General features: G+C 57.1%; 13 protein-coding genes. 5 read left to right on the forward strand and 8 right to left on the reverse strand.

The genetic code is table 11. The annotated features are described in order from the left end of the window. Nucleotides 1-64: 64 nt before the first annotated feature. The 3 genes from ACL7TT_RS04880 to ACL7TT_RS04890 all read right to left on the reverse strand — a co-directional run bounded on the left by ACL7TT_RS04880 (nucleotide 65) and on the right by ACL7TT_RS04890 (nucleotide 3,981). Nucleotides 65-559 (reverse strand): DUF6586 family protein, encoded by a 495-nt coding sequence (locus ACL7TT_RS04880; protein WP_413393602.1) that lies wholly within the window; start codon nucleotides 557-559, stop codon nucleotides 65-67. Further along, nucleotides 556-3,243 carry a type I DNA topoisomerase gene (topA, locus tag ACL7TT_RS04885; RefSeq protein WP_413393604.1) on the reverse strand — a complete coding sequence of 896 codons (2,688 nt, stop codon included), beginning with the start codon at nucleotides 3,241-3,243 and terminating at the stop codon, nucleotides 556-558. The genes ACL7TT_RS04880 and topA overlap by 4 nt, the downstream gene beginning before the upstream one ends. 213 nt (nucleotides 3,244-3,456) lie before the next feature. Next, nucleotides 3,457-3,981: a hypothetical protein gene (locus tag ACL7TT_RS04890; RefSeq protein ID WP_413393606.1), complete on the reverse strand. Its 525-nt coding sequence runs from the start codon at nucleotides 3,979-3,981 to the stop codon at nucleotides 3,457-3,459. A gap of 147 nt (nucleotides 3,982-4,128) precedes the next feature. Between ACL7TT_RS04890 and ACL7TT_RS04895 the strand changes: the two genes are divergently transcribed. Next, complete coding sequence (locus tag ACL7TT_RS04895) at nucleotides 4,129-4,572, forward strand: universal stress protein (RefSeq protein WP_299944084.1); 444 nt, start codon at nucleotides 4,129-4,131, stop codon at nucleotides 4,570-4,572. 61 nt (nucleotides 4,573-4,633) lie between these two features. Here ACL7TT_RS04895 and ACL7TT_RS04900 read toward each other — a convergent pair whose 3' ends face one another. After that, on the reverse strand, nucleotides 4,634-6,499 hold the full coding sequence (locus ACL7TT_RS04900) for an ATP-binding cassette domain-containing protein (RefSeq protein ID WP_413393608.1): 1,866 nt from the start codon (nucleotides 6,497-6,499) through the stop codon (nucleotides 4,634-4,636). Nucleotides 6,500-6,655: 156 nt separating this feature from the next. Between ACL7TT_RS04900 and ACL7TT_RS04905 the strand changes: the two genes are divergently transcribed. Continuing rightward, a complete protein-coding gene (locus ACL7TT_RS04905; protein WP_413393609.1) occupies nucleotides 6,656-8,662 on the forward strand; it encodes a transglycosylase SLT domain-containing protein in 2,007 nt (668 codons plus the stop codon). On the opposite strand, the gene ACL7TT_RS04910 is transcribed toward ACL7TT_RS04905, so the two are convergent. Together ACL7TT_RS04910 and ACL7TT_RS04915 are read right to left on the reverse strand one after the other, a co-directional pair. Continuing rightward, on the reverse strand, nucleotides 8,663-8,920 hold the full coding sequence (locus ACL7TT_RS04910; RefSeq protein WP_413393611.1) for a glutaredoxin family protein: 258 nt from the start codon (nucleotides 8,918-8,920) through the stop codon (nucleotides 8,663-8,665). It lies immediately after the preceding gene. After that, nucleotides 8,917-9,789, reverse strand: coding sequence for an FHA domain-containing protein (locus ACL7TT_RS04915; RefSeq protein ID WP_413393613.1), 873 nt, complete (start codon nucleotides 9,787-9,789; stop codon nucleotides 8,917-8,919). Before ACL7TT_RS04915 ends, ACL7TT_RS04910 begins: the two co-directional genes overlap by 4 nt. Before the next feature lie 537 nt (nucleotides 9,790-10,326). Between ACL7TT_RS04915 and ACL7TT_RS04920 the strand changes: the two genes are divergently transcribed. Then, nucleotides 10,327-11,202, forward strand: coding sequence for a PP2C family protein-serine/threonine phosphatase (locus ACL7TT_RS04920; RefSeq protein ID WP_413393615.1), 876 nt, complete (start codon nucleotides 10,327-10,329; stop codon nucleotides 11,200-11,202). Nucleotides 11,203-11,217: 15 nt separating this feature from the next. Next, entirely contained in the window at nucleotides 11,218-13,629 is a 2,412-nt protein-coding gene (locus tag ACL7TT_RS04925; protein ID WP_413393617.1) for a bifunctional serine/threonine-protein kinase/formylglycine-generating enzyme family protein, read from the forward strand. Between the two features lie 78 nt (nucleotides 13,630-13,707). Here ACL7TT_RS04925 and rlmKL read toward each other — a convergent pair whose 3' ends face one another. Next, nucleotides 13,708-15,912 carry a bifunctional 23S rRNA (guanine(2069)-N(7))-methyltransferase RlmK/23S rRNA (guanine(2445)-N(2))-methyltransferase RlmL gene (gene rlmKL, locus ACL7TT_RS04930; RefSeq protein ID WP_413393619.1) on the reverse strand — a complete coding sequence of 735 codons (2,205 nt, stop codon included), beginning with the start codon at nucleotides 15,910-15,912 and terminating at the stop codon, nucleotides 13,708-13,710. A 505-nt stretch (nucleotides 15,913-16,417) separates the two neighbouring features. Between rlmKL and rmf the strand changes: the two genes are divergently transcribed. Then, nucleotides 16,418-16,669 (forward strand): ribosome modulation factor, encoded by a 252-nt coding sequence (gene rmf, locus ACL7TT_RS04935; protein WP_299944107.1) that lies wholly within the window; start codon nucleotides 16,418-16,420, stop codon nucleotides 16,667-16,669. A gap of 130 nt (nucleotides 16,670-16,799) precedes the next feature. Here rmf and ACL7TT_RS04940 read toward each other — a convergent pair whose 3' ends face one another. Next, entirely contained in the window at nucleotides 16,800-17,846 is a 1,047-nt protein-coding gene (locus ACL7TT_RS04940) for a quinone-dependent dihydroorotate dehydrogenase (protein ID WP_413393621.1), read from the reverse strand. Nucleotides 17,847-17,947: the final 101 nt, after the last annotated feature.

A 17,947-nucleotide genomic window follows, 5' to 3' on the forward strand; every position in this document is an offset into this window, starting at 1 on the left:
TACCACAGGCTATTTATAAGTTTCAGTGGGCGCAGCCGGCGGAGCAAATGGTACACAGGTACCCTTAACACTCCTCCAAACTGGCGCGCTGCCTGCGCACCAATTCACTCAGGGCACTGTGCCACTCTAGTAGTATTTCAGCGGAAATCGCGTTAGATGCGGGGAAGGCAATACTGTGCAGTGGGATCAGGTTTGCCCCTTTCCGCACGGATTCCCTAGTGGGCGCGGGGGCAAGTTGTTGCAGCTGCTTCCAAGCTTGAAGCAGTTTACTTAACCAACTATCGGGATCAGCGCTGAGCAAGGACAATTCCCTGGCCTCACTGCTGACCACTCCCTGGCTTTCAAGACTATCCAAGATAACTTGCAAAGACTCAGGCTCGAAACCCAATTGCAATTGGATTGCCAGCTCAGCGAGGAAAGCCCTGTAGGCTTTCCATAACTGAAACAGGGCCGCCTCTTCCAGGGCCCTGCTTTGCAAGTCAGATTCGCCGGTCCTCTGTAACAACAGCTGACATTTGCGCAGTGCAGAGACAACCAACCCCGTATAGAGAGTCGTCATTGGCTGCCCTGAACTGCTTTCTTGCGCGGGGGTTTACGTCTGGCAGTGGTGCTTTTACTGCCGGTCTCCACCCGCCAAGCGCCTTCACGATAGAAAGCACGCCATCCCGTCGCTTTGCCCTCCTCCTCAGATTGCACATATTGCTGCTGCATCTTGCGACTGAAACGGACTACAGTGTCCCGCCCTTCATTGTCTTTGAGCGGGGCCGAGAAGAGGAAGCTGTACTTGGGGTCGATTTCGCTCTTGTGAGGCAGCAGCTCTTTGACCAGAGGGGCGCGTGTCTCGCGTTTTTTTGGAAACTGGCTGGCCGCCAGGAAAAGCCCGCTGGCACCGTCACGCAGGATATAGTGGTCATCCACTTTCAAGCACGACAACTCCGGCATGGGCACCGGGTCCATTTTTGGTGGCGCCGGCTGGCCACTTTTCAATAACTTGCGGGTGTTTTTACAAGCTTCATTGGTACAGCCGAAGTACTTACCAAAGCGACCGGACTTCAGCTGCATATCACTGCCGCACTTGTCGCACTCGATGATCGGACCATCGTAGCCTTTGATCTTAAAGGTGCCCTGCTCAATTTCGTAGCCGTTACAATCCGGATTGTTGCCACAGATATGGAGTTTGCGGTGTTCGTCCAGCAGGTAGCTGTCCATGGCCGTGCCGCATTTGGCACAACGACGCTTCTCGCGTAGAAGGCGGGATTCCGCTTCCTCATCCGTGTCCGCATCAACCGCCTCATCGCCGGACACCAGGTTCATGGTATTGACGCAGCGCTCCTTGGGCGGCAGAGCATAGCCGGAACAGCCCAGAAATACCCCAGTGGAACCGGTGCGAATCTGCATATGACGTCCGCATTTGCTACAGGTGATATCCGTATCGGTCGGGGTATTGCGGCGCATGCCCGCCTCGGCAGACTGCGCCTTTTCCAGGCGAGCGGAAAAGTCCCGATAGAACTCATCGAGCAACTGTTTCCAACCTTTCTCCCCTTCGGCCACCGCATCCAAGGACTCTTCCAGGCTCGCGGTAAACCCGAAGTCCATCAGATTTTTGAAGCTTTCGCTGAGGCGATCAGTAACAATATCGCCCATCTTTTCCGCGTAGAAACGCCGGTTTTCCAGGCGCGCATAACCGCGGTCCTGAATGGTGGAAATAATCGATGCATAGGTGGAGGGCCGACCAATGCCGCGTTTTTCCAATTCCCTAACCAGGGCCGCTTCGCTAAAGCGCGCAGGCGGTTTGGTGAAATGCTGTCTCGGGTCCAATTTCTGCAGTGCGAGCCTGTCGCCGACTTTGACGTCCGGCAGCACCAGATCCTCCTCCTTTTTGCCCCCAGAAGGCGCCACTTTGAGGAAACCATCAAAGCGGATAACCCGGCCCCGTGCGCGCAGTTCAAATTCACCGGCGCTGACCACGATCGAGGTAGAGGTAAATTGTGCAGGTGTCATCTGGCAGGCGACAAACTGTTGCCAGATCAGGTTGTAGAGCCTTTCCGCATCGCGCTCTACCCCGGATAGCATATTCGGGCCCATGCGTACATCGGAGGGTCGAATGGCCTCGTGGGCCTCCTGGGCACCCGTCTTGCTGCTGTAGGTGTTAGGCACTCCTGGCAGGTACTTATCGCCGTAGTGCTCGCCGATATATTCCCGCGCAGATTCCACTGCCTCCCCACTGAGGTTGGTGGAATCGGTACGCATGTAGGTAATGTGCCCCGCTTCATACAGACGCTGAGCCAGGGTCATGGTCTTCTTCACACCGAAACCGAGGCGATTACTCGCCGCTTGCTGCAGTGTCGAGGTGATAAACGGGGCTCCGGGTTTGGAGCTGGTCGGCTTGTCGTCCCGCCCGCTAACAACGAATGTACTGGACTCCAACTGTCGCGTGGCACCATTCGTCTGGGCCTCATTGACGGGACGGAATACCTGACCGGCCTGCTTTTTGACCTCAAGGCGCAGCTTGTCGGCTTTATCGGTTTTTGTGTCGGCAAACAGAGTCCAGTACTCTTCCGGGATAAAGGCGCGGATCTCCCGTTCCCGCTCCACTACGAGACGTACGGCCACAGACTGCACGCGTCCTGCGGACAATCCCCTGGCCACTTTTTCCCAAAGTAGCGGCGATACCATATACCCGACAATACGGTCGAGAAACCGCCGTGCCTGCTGGGCATTCACCCGGTTGATATTCAGGCGCCCGGGGTCTTTGAAGGCACCCTGAATCGCGGACTTGGTAATTTCGTTAAAGACCACCCGGCGATAGCGATCGTCATCACCGCCGATGGCCTCGCGCAAATGCCAGGCGATTGCCTCCCCCTCGCGATCCAAATCTGTCGCTAGGTAGATATGGTCAGCGTTTTCAGCAAGCTTGCGCAATTCGCTGACGACTTTTTCCTTGCCTGGCAGAATTTCATAATGTGCCAGCCAGCCGTGATCCGGGTCTATGCCCATGCGCTTGATCAGCTGCTCGTGACTCTTTTTGCGCTTGTAAGCCGCTTTCGCCTCCGGGGAGAGCTTGCGGGTTTCCGCCGCGCGCCGCGCCCGAGCCTTTGCATCAACAGGCTGTTTGCGGCCCCCACCTGTGGGCAAATCGCGAATATGGCCAACGCTGGACTTAACCACAAAGTCCTTGCCGAGGTATTTGTTGATGGTTTTTGCTTTGGCCGGTGATTCAACGATGACCAGTGATTTACCCATAACTCTCTGATTTAAAATAAAAATTTACTGCTGTTTGAGACCTGGCAAGCCGTGAGTGCAGGCTTGCGCTGCGCGAATATATAAGCTCCAGTCACTGCGCGGTCAAGCAGAGCTGACAATTTTCTGTGCCAAACAACAAAAATGTCCACCCGATAAAGGACTGGGAAAGAGACATAGCGCCTGTCTCCTCTTCACGCTATCGAGCCCATCAGGCTAACCTACCGGAGGCCTTGCCGGACTCGGTTTGCGTATGACCCCCTCTATCAGCGGACTGAATTCAGCCAGTGCCGATAACAGTTTTGCAAAGGCCTGTCCCCCACCAGTTTCCCGCCACTGGATGCCCAACCCCACATCGGTGGCTACGACTGCATCGGTATCCACTGGCACTTTTTCCAGCAATTGGTGCAGATGATGCCAGGCGGATTGGGGAGCCGCCCGAGCGCTACCCCAATCCCAGCACCCGGCAAAATTCAACTCGTGCGCCACCCGCTGGCGCTGTAAACTCCAGCCGACCTGCAGCCCTTTGCGGTCCCGCCACGGATGGGAATAGACGGCGGCAGTCCCCCTGCCAGCGGGGGCCGGAAGGGCCTGAATCTGCACAGTAATGCCCGCCCGTGCAGCCCGGCTGCGCATGTCCGCCAACTGGCGGTCTCGCCGGTTGGGTTTCAGCCACATTACCGGCCCCAGTACCAGCCCAATGACGAGGGCAATAATGATCACTGGCACCCATTCCGACATAACCGCCCACCTGATCAATAGACAAAAACCGCCATTGTGTGCTGTTTCGTATGATCTGTGTCAAACAGTTTTTTTACGGTAGACTGAAAATGGCTGTCGAAAGGGTGTATTCACAAAGTCAATAATAGAGACGGGAGAAAGCACATTATGGCGGAATATCAACGAATTTTGGTCGGCCTTGATCTCTCCAAGGAATCCTCTCAGGTACTGAAAAAAGCCGCAGCGCTTGCCGGGGCATTCGGCGCTGAGATGAGTTTGGTGCATGCCATAGAGCCTTTGACTTTTGCCTATGGCGGAGATATCCCTATGGACCTCTCCGAAGTACAGGATCAGTTGCAAACCCAGGCCAAAGAACAGCTGCGCAAGGCCGCACATGCGCTGAATATTCCCACCGAACGACAACATGTCATTCTCGGCCAGCCGTCTACCGAAATACACCGCCTGGCCGGGGACCTGGGGGCAGACCTGATCGTCATCGGCAGCCACGGCCGCCACGGCCTGGCCCTGTTGCTGGGCTCAACGGCCAATGGGGTGTTACACGGGGCCAAATGCGATGTGCTGGCAATCCGCGTGCACCTGGAAGATAAGTAGCTGATCAGGGGGGCAGTTTGAGGTTGGCAAAACCACCACCCTTCAATCGCCAGAAACACGCTCAGCCGGTCCCGCCTTCGAGTTCAGACCAACGCTCAAAAGCGGCCTCCAACTGCGCTTGCTTTTCTGTGAGCAAACCCAACCGCCCCTGTACCAAAGACGGCTGTTGGCGGAAAAAAGCGGGATCGGCAACCTCCGCTTGCAAAGCGCCGATTGCCTCTTCGAGCCCTTCAATCAACTCAGGCAGGCTGTCCAGCTCTCGTTGCAACTTGTAGCCAAGCTTCTTTTTTTGATCCCGCGACTTCGCCCTATCCGCGGGTTTGGGGGAAGGCGTGGTCTCGGTGATCTTTTCCGCTTTGGTCCCCGCTGCGAAGCTGCCCCCCTGGCGAATAAAATCGTTATAACCTCCCACATACTCGCGAATGTAGCCATTCCCTTCAAAAGCCAGGCAGGCGCCCACCACATTGTCCAAAAAGGCGCGATCATGACTCACCAACAGGACGGTACCGCTGAAGTCCAGCAACAACTTCTCCAGCAACTCCAGGGTTTCCGCATCCAGGTCGTTGGTGGGTTCGTCGAGTACCAGAATATTAGCGGGCAGACTGAACAGCTTAGCCAACAGAGCACGATTGCGTTCGCCACCACTCAGGGCGCCAACCCGGGCGCGCGCCTTGGCACCACTGAACAAAAAATCAGACAGATAGGACATTGCGTGGCGGCTCTTACCACCAACAAGTACCGAATCGCGGCCCCCGGTCACATTGTCCAACACCGTTAAATCGGGATTCAACTGGTCACGGTGCTGATCAAAGTAGGCTATCTGCTGCTTGGTCCCCAGGCGCACACGGCCACACTGGGGCTGCAAATCTCCCAGCAGCAAGCGAATCAGGGTACTCTTGCCCGCGCCATTGGGGCCGATCAGGCCGATCTTGTCACCGCGCATCAAGCTGAAGGAGAGATCACGAATCAGCGGTTTCTCGCCGGGATAAGCAAACGTGGCATCGGTCAGCTCCGCCACCAGCTTGCCGGACCTCTCCCCGCTGTCGACAGAAATTCTCGCAATGCCCTGCTGGCGCCTGCGCGCCTCCCGTTGACGCCTGAGCCCTTGCAGGGCGCGGACTCGCCCCTCGTTGCGGGTGCGGCGGGCCTTGATACCCTGGCGAATCCAAGCTTCCTCCCGGGCCAGTTTCCTGTCGAATAGCGCCTCAGTTCTGGCCTCCTCCTCCAACAGTTTTTCCTTTTCCTCCTGATAGCGCTCGAACTGACAGCGAAAGGCGCGCAAATGGCCCCGGTCCAAGTCCCAAACTGTGCGGGACAGACGCCGGGCCAGCGCACGGTCGTGGCTCACAAATAACAGGGCGCCACGATAGTCGGCAAGGAAGTCCTCAAGCCACTCCACCGCAGCAATGTCCAGATGATTGGTGGGCTCGTCGAGGATCAACAGGTCCGGCTCCGTTACCAGTGCGCGGGCAAGTGCCGCGCGGCGCTGCCAGCCACCGGAGAGCGCCTCAACCCGCCCATCGCCATCGAGGCCGAGACGGTCCAATACCCCACTGACACGCGGCAGCAGGCCCCAGCCCTGCGCAGCCTCCAGTTGCGCCTGCAGCTCGGCAGTGGGATTATCCCGGTAGCCCGCCAATACGGCGCCGATCTCACCCAGTCCACCTGCGACATAGGCATAGACGGATTCATTACAACCCGACGGCAGGGCCTGTTCCAGCATCGCCATCACCATGCCGCTGGCGCGAACAACCTCACCCTCGTCGGGGTCGGCCTGCCCGGCAATCAGGCGCAGCAGACTGGATTTACCCTCCCCATTGCGCCCCGCAAGGCAAATGCGATCACCACGCTCGATTTTTGCGCTGACTTTCTCAGCAAGTACTTGGGTCCCGTAGCGAAGACTGACCCCATCCAATAGAAGCAACATAAACACGCACTACACTTAACAAACCCGGATTGCATTCCCGCCAAATGAAAACGCGAACTCAATACTACGGGCCCTGTGAAAAATCCGCTATTTTAGCATTTTTATCGTGCTCTCCCGCATACTGGCGAGGATGCACCCAATATCGGGATAAATGAGATGTGGACCGACACAAGGGGGATTGCCCTGCTCTCCCCTCTCTTGATGATCTGTGTCTGCCTGATTGCCCCGTGCAAGGCCCAGCAACAGGCGCCGCCTTCGGAGCAGTCAGCGGCAATCCCGGGCGAAGAGGTTATTGTCTATCGCCAGAAACTGCGCAGGGCACGGCTCGCCATCGGCCACAACCACCCGCACCAGCTTAAAAAACTGAAATCCGAACTCAAGGACTATCCTCTGGCCCCCTATCTGGACTATTGGATCATTCATAAAAATCTGCCGCAGCTGCCCATGGCGGAAATAAACCGGTTTCTCACCGAGAATGAAAATACCGCTATTGGCGACTGGATGCGCATACAACTCCTTATGCAATTGGGCAGTCGGGGCCAGTTTAAAGCCTATCTGAAATACTACCGGCCGAAGCCACAAAACCGCACTGCCTTGCGCTGTTATTATGCCGATGCCCTGTCCCGTCATGGGGACAGGGCACAAGCCTACCGGCTAGCAAGGCAGCTTTGGCTGGTGGGGCATTCCCAGGTGGAGGAATGCGATCCCGTTTTTGCCCGCTGGAGGCAGGACGGTGGGCTTACCCAGAAGCTGATTTGGAGACGCCATCTGCTCGCACTCAAAGAGGGTAATCCGGCACTGGCCACCTATATTGCCAGGAAAATGAAGGCGCCCTACAAGGAGCTGGCAGCACGCTTGCGCCAAGTACACAAAACCCCCGAGCTGCTACTCAACTATTCCCGCTTTTTGGACGGCCTCCAGCAGAACCGGGAAATTATCCTGTACGGCCTTCATCGATTGGCGCGACAGGACGCAGCCAGCGCCGAACAGGCCTGGCAGCGCTATAGCGCCAGTTTTCTCTTCAGCGATACCGAACAGGAGACACTGTTGCACCACCTGGCGCGGCAATTTGCGCGACAGGAGAATATGCCGGGATTGTTGCGGCTTGGGCGGGGTCGCGCGATCAGAAATGGGCACAGCATCGAGTGGTTGGCACGCCAGTTCCTGCGCGAGTTGGATTGGGAACAGGTTGCCTTCTGGATCGACCGACTACCGCCAGCCAAGCAGCAACTCGACCGCTGGCTCTATTGGAAAGCCCGCTCACTGGACGAGCTCTACGGCGAGTCACACACCGGGGTCTCTGCACACCTCTACCGACAACTGGCACAGAAACGCAGCTACTACGGCTTTCTCGCCGCAGATGCACTGGGGCAACACTACAGCTTTGTTCACAGGCCCGCGCCGATCACGACCGAGCAGGTTCAAACCATAGCGCACCGCCCGGCCTTTCAGAGAGCGCGTGAATTACAGGCCATGGGCGAATTCTTTCATGCGCGCAGGGAGTGGAATTACGCCACCAGGGATATGACTCCCGAGGAATTACTGGCCGCAGGTAAGGTGGCGAGCAACTGGGGCTGGTATCACAAGTCCATCCAGTCCGTGTTGGCCGCAAACTATCTGGACGATCTGGAGCTGCGCTTCCCACTGGCCTTCGCAGAGATCATTCACAATGTCAGTGAACGGGTGGGCAGGCAGAGTTCGCCACTGGACCCCTATATGATTTACGCAGTCGCACGTCAGGAGAGCCATTTCAGTCACGATGCCAAATCCAGCTCCGGTGCTCTGGGGATTATGCAGCTATTGCCCTCCACAGCCCGCGACACCGCGCGCCGCTCCGGGGTGCCCTTCCGCCGCAGTTGGGACCTGTTGAGTCCCGGCACCAATATCGCCCTCGGCAGTTTCTACCTGAGCACCCTGCTCAACCGCTTCGACAACAACCGCATCCTAGCTGCAGCAGCCTACAATGCGGGGCCATCCCGGGTGGCGAATTGGCTGAGGAAGACCCGCAAACGCCTGCCCTACGACGTCTGGATAGAAACCATTCCCTACAGCGAAACACGCACCTATGTTCAAAATGTGCTGGCATACACGGTCATTTACGCCTACCGCAACGGTGCCAGATTACAGTTACTAAAGGAGAATGAAGCCACAGGCAAACTCTAACTACCCCAATCTCTCGGCCAACCACGCTTGCAGCTGCGACCGGTCAAAGGGCCAGGGGCAGACCTCTTCAGGATCGCCGAGCCCCACTGCGGGAATCATCAACCGGAAGCGTTCGAGTAATTGATCGTCATCGGCGATATCCACTTCGCGCAATCGCAAACCAAACCGGGGCAGAAGGGGCCAGATTTCCACTTTTGCCTTTTCACACAGACTGCACCCAAGTGTCGTATAGAGCATGAGTTCGGTTGCGCCTTTCATCCGAAAAGTCCCTGCGAGTCCGCCCAGTAAAGACCTGCGGCACTCACCCCCAGCAGCAGGGCCACCACCCAGGTGCGCGCTGGGGTCTTGCGCACTCCGGAAACGCCAACAGCACCAGCGCCCGACAGGACATGGTCATTGGCAATAGCAGAAGGCCGGGTGATATCCTCTGCAACCGCTCCTGTGCTGACTGCCCCCTCCGATCGCGCCACTTCAGCCATGGAAACTGCGGGACGCACTGCAGTTCTGTCAATATCATCCGCGGGGCCGACAACGGAAAAGCACAAGGTATCGAAACGCAGCTCGTCACCGCGACGTACACGGCTCTCCGCAACCCGGCGATTATTGACATAAGTGCCATTGGCCGAACCGAGATCGATTACAAATAACAACCCTTCGCGCACTTCCAGACGCGCGTGGCGGCGCGATAAATGAGACAGAAAAAAGGTGATATCGCATTCTTCCGAACGCCCCACCACCGAACCCGCTTTCACAGCAAACACTTTCCCGGCAATGGCCCGGTGGTTTGCTCTTAAGGCCCAGGCAACACTTTTCGCAGGTGCCGCTTTGAGCCTGGTCACTTTCGGATCGACAATTCTCAGTATACGGGTACCAACTGTCAGCTGGTCATTCAGCCGCAACCGATGCGGTATTGTCACAGCCTGGCCATTGACCAGAACCTGGGAGCCGGCGCAGACACTGTCGAGCATCAGTTGATGCTCTTTTTTTACAGCAATTTTCAGGTGCAACTTGGCCACAGAGTCATCGGGCAGACACAGGTCGCAACTCTGGGCCCGCCCCACGGTCACGCCCGGTGAAACCAGCCAGATACTTTGACCTGGGTCCTTCACGTCGCAAAGTTTGAGCATTGAAGTCGCTCCTCAACCTAAAGGGAATTGAAAAAACAGGCCTCATCCAGGAGATAAAACGCTCGACGCTTAACCTGGCAATCGAACCAATGCCTTGCCGGGTTAATAAACACAGGGCCGGGCTGGCGCAAGCGCCTGTAGTACGCGCAACTGCGCACATTGCACCGACATTTCCAGGGCGGCAACCCCATAGGAATGGAAGACCTGCCGGATTCCCAGGCTGAGAAGACCACTGGTAAAAAGCTGCCGAAACGCTCAGTTTTATTGTTAAAGTTGAGTTTAACATGGGTAATACCATTAGCGTGTGATTGGGTTTGCAGCTTACAATGAAGCGAAGGTCTAGTATCCGCAAGGTGCGATGATGGCCACTTGAGTGCAGTAGGTGGGGTTACATAAAGTATATTTGCCGCGCCACTGGAGGAGGGCCGGCTTCTGCCGGGCTGGCTATCTCCTATACAATGATCATCACAGAGTACAGGTAGTTACACGCCAGTGAGTGAAGCCAAAGTGTCGCGGCAAAGCGGAGTTGTTCAGTGCATGCAAGGCGCCACGCGCAGTGCCGGCGCCACCCATCCCGGCTACCGGCGTGAACAGAATGAAGATGCCTACTGGGCCGATGAACAGAAAGGGATTTGGGTGGTTGCGGATGGTCTGGGCGGACACCATGCCGGCGAGCTTGCCAGCAAAACGGTTGTCGAAGAGGTTCAGCAATCTGCAGCTACTGACCGCCACTACGAACAGGCGCTGCGAAAGGCCCATACCCTGCTGCTTGGAGATGAACACTGCACTGCCAACATGGGCTCCACCGCAGTCGTTCTGGCCGAGGAGGGCGACTACTTCCGTATCTATTGGGTGGGAGACAGCCGGGCCTATCGGTGGACACCAGGCGGCAGGGGCGGCGAACTCAGTCAGCTGACCAATGACCACTCCTACGTTCAGATGTTAATGGATTCCGGTGCCATCAATCCTGAAGAGGCGGCCAGCCACCCCAACCGGCATGTTATAACCCGCTGTATCGGCGGCAGTGCAAACCCAAACCTGGAAATAGACCGGGTTTCCTACCAATGGGCTGCAGGGCAGAAACTGTTGCTGTGCAGTGATGGCCTCTGCACCGAAGTGCCCAATGAGAAGATTGCGCAAATACTGGCAGAAAATACCGACAATCATCGCGCGGTGGATTTACTGATCGGGGCCGCACTCGATGCCGGCGGCAGAGATAACATTACCGTACAAATTATCGATGCCCCACCCCAGGCACCTGCCCTCTGCTCAACTTCGGACGCACACTCCCGAGCTGTTCACAACAAACCGCCATTCGAGCAGCTCCAGGGACTGTCGAAGCGGGTGTTTGCAGCACTTCTTGTGGTAGCCGCAGTCACGATGGCAATCATCGGGCTTCCCAAGCTGCTTTAACAGGACCCGCTCACCATGGAAGTCGTCACCAGCGGTAGTTCATCCCTGCAAATTCCGGGCTATCGGATCCTCAAAAAAATCAATCAGGGCGGCATGTCCACGGTGTACCTGGCGATCCAGCGCAGTGTGGGCCGCCAGGTGGCCCTCAAGGTGATGTCGCCGGTTTTGAATGCAGACCCGGTCTTCAGTGAGCGATTCCAGCGCGAGGCCAATATCGTCGGGCAGCTCTCCCACCCCAATATTGTCGGCATCCACGATATCGGTCGCTACCGCAGCCTAAATTATATCGCCATGGATTATATGCCGGGAGGCTCGGTGTCAGAACGGCTTGAAAAAGGTCCTATAGCGCCGCTGGAAGCCCTGAATGTCGTGCGGCAAATCGCCATGGCTCTGGATCATGCCCACAGCAAGGGCTATGTGCATCGCGATCTCAAACCGGAGAATATCCTGTTGCGGGAAGACGGCTCCGCCGTACTCAGCGATTTCGGGGTGGCGCGGGCGGTCGCGCGCACTACCCGCATGACCAATAGCGGCATGGTAGTGGGAACCCCCCACTACATGAGCCCCGAGCAGGCACGGGGAGCCGCCATTGACGGTCGCGCCGACCTCTACAGCCTCGGTGTGGTCTTCTATGAAATGCTGACTGGTGCCGTGCCCTATCAAGCCGAGGAAGCGGTGGCCATTGCCATCAAGCATCTGACCGGCCCTATCCCGCGGCTGCCATCGCGCAACGCCATTTACCAGCCACTGATAGACCGCTTTCTGGCGAAGGACCCGGACAAACGGTTTCAGCGCGGACTGGATGTGAGTGATGCCGTGGACCAATGGATTGCTACCCTGGCGGGTAAGCCCAGCAGCCAGATCAGCCAGCTCAACATTGCCTCCGTTGGGATTTACAGCCTCACCCGCGCCCTGTTGCTCACCTTGTACAGCAGCGCCAGCGAGCGGATTGTGCGGGTCCTGAAACGAGGCAGAAAACACCCCGAGCAGCCACAGCGGACACAAACAGAACGGGACACTCTCGTGCGCCTGCACCAGCTGCTACGTGAACCCGCAAAACACAAACGCCCCTGGCTGGCCGGCGGACTCATGGCCCTCTCCCTGTTCTTCACCTGGAGTCTGTTCAGCCTGATCAGCGCCAAAGCCCAATGGCGCAGCGGCCTCCCGCTCCTCGACAGCGCCAGCCGCTTTACCGCCGGAGCCCTGTCGGGTCAGGCAGCCGCATTATTGCCCAATCCCGATTCAATACCTGATAAGAATCCCGCCAGTGAAACCCAAACGACCGCTTTAGGGGCAACAGAGGGCGGGGAAAATATAACCACAAAACCCGTTGCGCTTGCAGAAAGTGGCGGGCCTCCGCGAAACCCCGGCAGCGGCATGGACAAAACGGCCACAACAACCCCATTGAGCCCGGAGACAACGAAAAGTGCCTCCGGGAGCATCCAGGCTGCGTTATCCGAGATTCCCAAAGCCCCACCCACCTATGCCCTGAATGTGAAGACATCGCCGCAAGACGCCCGTGTGCGCATTATGAATATTGCACCCCGCTATCAGCCGGGCATCAAGCTAAAGTCGGGAAAATACGACCTGGAAATCAGCAAGCCCGGCTTTAACAAGGTGCGCCGCTGGGTCGATATCAAAGATAGTGACCTCACACTATCGCTTGCACTGAAGCGGGCTTACTTTGCCGGGAAAAAAATCCGCTCGAAACTCCCATCCGGGGGCTGGGGGCCACAGATGATTGTGATCGAAGCGGGCAGGTTTACCATGGGCAATAACCGGCGCTCTTTCAGCAGTCCGGCCCACAAGGTGGCAATCACCCGTGCTTTTGCCATTTCAACCCATGAAATTACCTTTGATGAGTATGATCGTTTTGCTCTGGCCACTGGTCGTGCTCTGCCGGACGACGCCGGCTGGGGGCGCGGAGACAGGCCCGTTATCCATGTCAGCTGGGAGGATGCCCAAGGGTACCTGCAGTGGCTATCCTCAGAAACCCGCCAGCGCTACCGCCTGGCCACTGAAGCGGAATGGGAGTACGCGGCCCGCGCAGGTGTTGCAGAGCCTTTCTGGTGGGGGGGCGATGATGCGCGCGGCAAGGCCAATTGCCGGCGGGGATGCAATAGCGAATTCAACAGCCTCTTCCGTGTCACCACTGCACCCGTGGGTCACTACCCGGCCAACCCCTTCGGACTCTACGATACCGCGGGTAACGTCGCCGAATGGGTGCAGGACTGCTACCAGCCCGGTTATGACAGTAGCCGCACCGATGCAAACCCGCTACGGATAGCGAACTGTAAATTGCACAGCGTGCGCGGTGGCTCTATGCGGGACACCTCCAGCAAGATCAGTGCGGATTATCGCAAGGGCCTCAGCGATGATAGCCGCTTGCGGGATCTCGGTTTTCGGGTGGTTATGGAACTCGAGTAAAGCGTGTCCCTGCCGGGATATTTTTGATGTTTCAGCCGGCCCGCTGACTTAAGGGTTGAGCCTCGAAGCGCATCGGGTCTATTCCCCTGCGCACAATTCCCAGACATTGTGAATCCTCGGGTTTCTGTGAAAATCCCTGTCCAGCAATTGCAGCGGCTTTACCCGGTAGGCTTTGTCAATCTCCCCATCCATTTTGAAACTGCGCAAATTATTTGAAAACACCAGTCTGCCACCGGGGGCCAGCAACGTCATGCACTGGTGAATCAGCGTTGCGTGATCGCGCTGTATATCCAGTACCCTGCGCATTTTGACAGAATTGGAAAAGGTGGGGGGGTCGAGGAAGATCAAATCGTACTGTCCTTTGCGATTTTGCTGGGCTGAGGCAAGCCACCGAAGGCAGTCCGCTTCCACCAGTTGGTGCCTGTAAGGGTCCATAGTATTCGCGCGAAAATTGCGTGCGGCCCAGGACTGATACGTTCTGGACATGTCCACACTGGTACTCCGCACACAGCCCCCCAGGGCGGCCTGCACTGTCGCACTGGCGGTGTAGCAGAATAAATTGAGAAATGTTTTGCCGGAGGCTAACTCGCGAATGTACTTGCGCACCGGACGGTGGTCGAGAAACAGTCCGGTATCGAGATAACGCCACAAATCCACTTCGAACTCAGCACCGTACTCCTTCACTCGCAAAGCGGTTCCAGCTTCCGCCTGCTTTTGATACTGGCCACCGCCCTTCTGCCCACTCTTGTGACTGTGACGGCGCCGCTCCTTGATACTGATCTTTGCCCGCGGCAAGTCCAGGACAGTTTGCACAGCACGCATCAGGTCGCGCAGGCGGTTACACGCTTTACCCTCATCAATACTGGCCGGTGGGCGGTACTCCTGCAGATGGGCATACAGCGTACCACTACTGGTTTTGTACAAATCCACTGCAGCAGAATATTCCGGCAGATCGGCATCGTAGAGCCGGTAACAATCGACACCGTTCCTATCGGCCCATTTGCCAGTCGTGCGCAGATTCTTACGCAGGCGGTTGGCCACCATTTCCGCCTCTACAGATAGTTTGCGCTCTTTGTCAGCCGATTGTCCCGGCGCATTCAGTTGATGCACCTGGAACAATAACAATTGGCTGGGAATACTGCCATTGTACAGTTGGTAGTGCTTGTGGGAGCGCAGCCCGGTGGAATAGCCAAGCTCCGGGTTGCCCGTAAAAATACCCACCTGCCAGCCTGGAAATTCCACTTTCAGCTGGCGCCCCAACTCCGCGTAGGTTTCCCGCAGGGCTTCCTGATCTCCCAAACGCTCACCGTAGGGCGGATTGGTCAACACCAGGCCCGGCTTGACTGCCCTGTGGCTCGGGACTTTGAAAGCGGCTACGGAACGACAACGCACTCGAACCCGGCGTTCCAGTCCCGCCCTGGCAATATTGGCTTCGGCAGCAAAAAGCACCCTGGCATCCGCATCATAACCGCGAATTTCAGGTAAATCTTTCTCCAGGCCAGCGGCGCGGCGCTGCAGGGCTTCCTCACGCAAGTGATTCCAGATATCGCTCTGGTGATTGAGCCAGGACTCAAAACCAAATTGCTCGCGAAACAAGCCCGGGGCGATATCCGCCGCCATCAAGGCCGCTTCAATCAAAATGGTGCCCGAGCCACACATGGGGTCCAGCAATGCACCGCCCTCTGCGGCAATCCGTGGCCACTGGGCGCGCAGCAAGAGCGCGGCAGCGAGATTCTCTTTTAATGGTGCAGCGCCGATGTGGGTGCGGTAGCCGCGTTTATGCAGGCTGTCGCCGCTGAGATCAATCGCGATATCCAGCTTTTCCCGCTGTAATCGCAACGTCACGGTCAAATCGGGATTGTGCTTGACAATGCTCGGTCTCGCACCGGTCTGACGGCGCAGGCGATCGACAATTGCATCTTTTGCCTTCTGTGCACCGAATTGACTGTTGCGAATCTCGCGGTTGGTGCCGGAGAACTGTAGCCAGAGCTTGCCAGACGGCTGTATATGCTGCTCCCAGGGCTGAGCGGCAACTGCTCGATAAAGATCTTCGGCACCGCCTATACGCACCTGATCCAGGCGCGCCAGGATACGGTTGGCGAGGCGGCTCCAGAGACAACAGCGGTAGGCCAGGGCTAAAGAGCCGCAAAAGTGCACGGCCGCGGGCTGCTCCTGCAATCCATCCGCACCGAGAGCCCGCAGCTCTTGGGCGAGCAGGCTCTCAAGCCCTTTGGGGCAGGTGGCAGTGAACTTTAATGCTTCTATCTGTAAATCAGTCAACATATTTACCCAATTTCCCCCTCCAGAAGGGGACATTTCACGTCTTCCGGGGCTTGTTTGCACGCCAATTTTCTTACCCCGCCCGGTGCGGACCGATGAGAGAAACGATGCCGCCCACAGAGGCTTAGAACCAGTGAGAACCTACCGGCACCCGCACCCCTGACATGCACAGCCATCCTCGAAACCGGTCACAAGCGGAGGGTCACTCCGCCACCGTCGCGATGTCCCTTGTGCCGTCTCAACCCACGCTAAACGCACCGATTGGCGCCATGTCTGTGGAGTCATGTGGGATTTTCCCGCCCCACCAATAGCGCTCAAATGGCCTGTCCAGAGTTTTCCGATTGGGCAAACCCGACAGTATTCTTGCAATAGGAGGCGGAAAGGAAAGCGCGCGGTCACCTGCGGGAAAGATTCACTAAGCTTAAACAAACGGTGCAATATAACTGTAAAGCGTATCCATCATACCGCGCTGCCACCGGTACATCTACGAACAGAGGTGCCTTATACAATGAAACGCCAAAAACGCAATCACACCGACAGGGCATTCTACCGGGGATATTTAGCTGCACTGAACAACAAGTCCATTGACAGTTGTCCCTTTGTAGAAAGTGATGCCCACCAGGAATGGGTCAACGGCTGGCGTGAAGGGCGGGAAGACTACTGGAATGGCTTTGACAGAACCACCAAGGCGCAAAAATTGGAGATTTATAGCGCTGTTTCCACCGACATCCAGTACCCGGACGGCTGGAGTACCATTTAGCCCTTAACGACAACCCAAGACCTCTCCCAGTCCCTGCTCAGGGCCAACAAGCGCAGAGTGTTTTTGATCTGGCGCTCTGCCAAACACAACCAATACTTTTTCAAGGGCGGCTGTCCATGTGCAACCAAACCTATTGGGACTCACCGCCAACTGAGCGACGGCGCTCCAGGGCAAGGGCCTCCGCGGCAGCGCGAATGAGCGCTGGGCCCCGATAGATAAACCCGGTGTAGATCTGCACCGCAGTGGCACCGGCACGAATTTTATCCACCGCGCTGTCCCCATCAAAAATACCGCCCACACCAACAATCGGGATTCGCTTGTCCAGCGCCTGGGACAATTGCGCAATAACCTGGGTCGAGCGCTTCCGTAGCGGCTTACCGCTGAGACCACCCTCCTCGCTTCCATAGGGCAGCCTGGCGACCGAAGACTTATCGATGGTGGTATTGGTCGCGATGACACCATCGACACTGTACTCGCACAACACCTCGGCAATCTGCGCGATGACCTCCCCCTCCAAATCTGGGGCAATCTTTACCGCCACGGGCACATAGCGGTCACTCTTTTGCGCCAGCTGCAGTTGCTTGTCTTTGATACGTTCCAGCAGACGTTTCAGGCTTTCGCCAAACTGCAGATCTCGCAAACCGCGCGTATTGGGAGAGGACACATTGGCTGTGATGTAATCCGCAAAGGGATAGACTTTTTCCATGCACAGGCAGTAGTCGTCCGCCGCTCTCTCAACCGGGGTATCAAAGTTCTTGCCCACATTGATGCCCAGTACCCCCTTGTAGCGGCGATGCCGCACCCGCTGTACAAGGTAATCGACACCGAGGTTATTAAACCCCATACGATTGATAAGGGCACCAGCCTCCTCCACACGGAACAGGCGCGGTTGTGGGTTGCCTGGCTGCGGGCGCGGGGTCACGGTCCCCACTTCGATAAAACCAAAGCCCAGTGCACCCAATCCGTTGAATGCCTGCGCATTCTTGTCCAGCCCCGCAGCCAGCCCCACGGGGTTGGGTAATGTCAGCCCCATCAACTCCACGGGGTCATGCGCTATGGGCTTTTTGAACAGCGACATCAGACCGAGACGCTCGGCGGCCCCGATCGCATCCAGTGAGAAATGGTGGGCTCGCTCGGGATCGAGCGCGAACAATGCCTTACGCAGTGTTGAATACATACCTTTCCTTAATATGGGGAGCGAGCGGCCACCCACTTGCCACGAAAAGGGCAAACGAAGCACTCGGGTTTCACAAATACATGGTTGGGGCCACCCACAGG

The sequence above is a fragment of the Microbulbifer jejuensis genome (genome assembly GCF_047289955.1).
Classification (GTDB): domain Bacteria; phylum Pseudomonadota; class Gammaproteobacteria; order Pseudomonadales; family Cellvibrionaceae; genus Microbulbifer.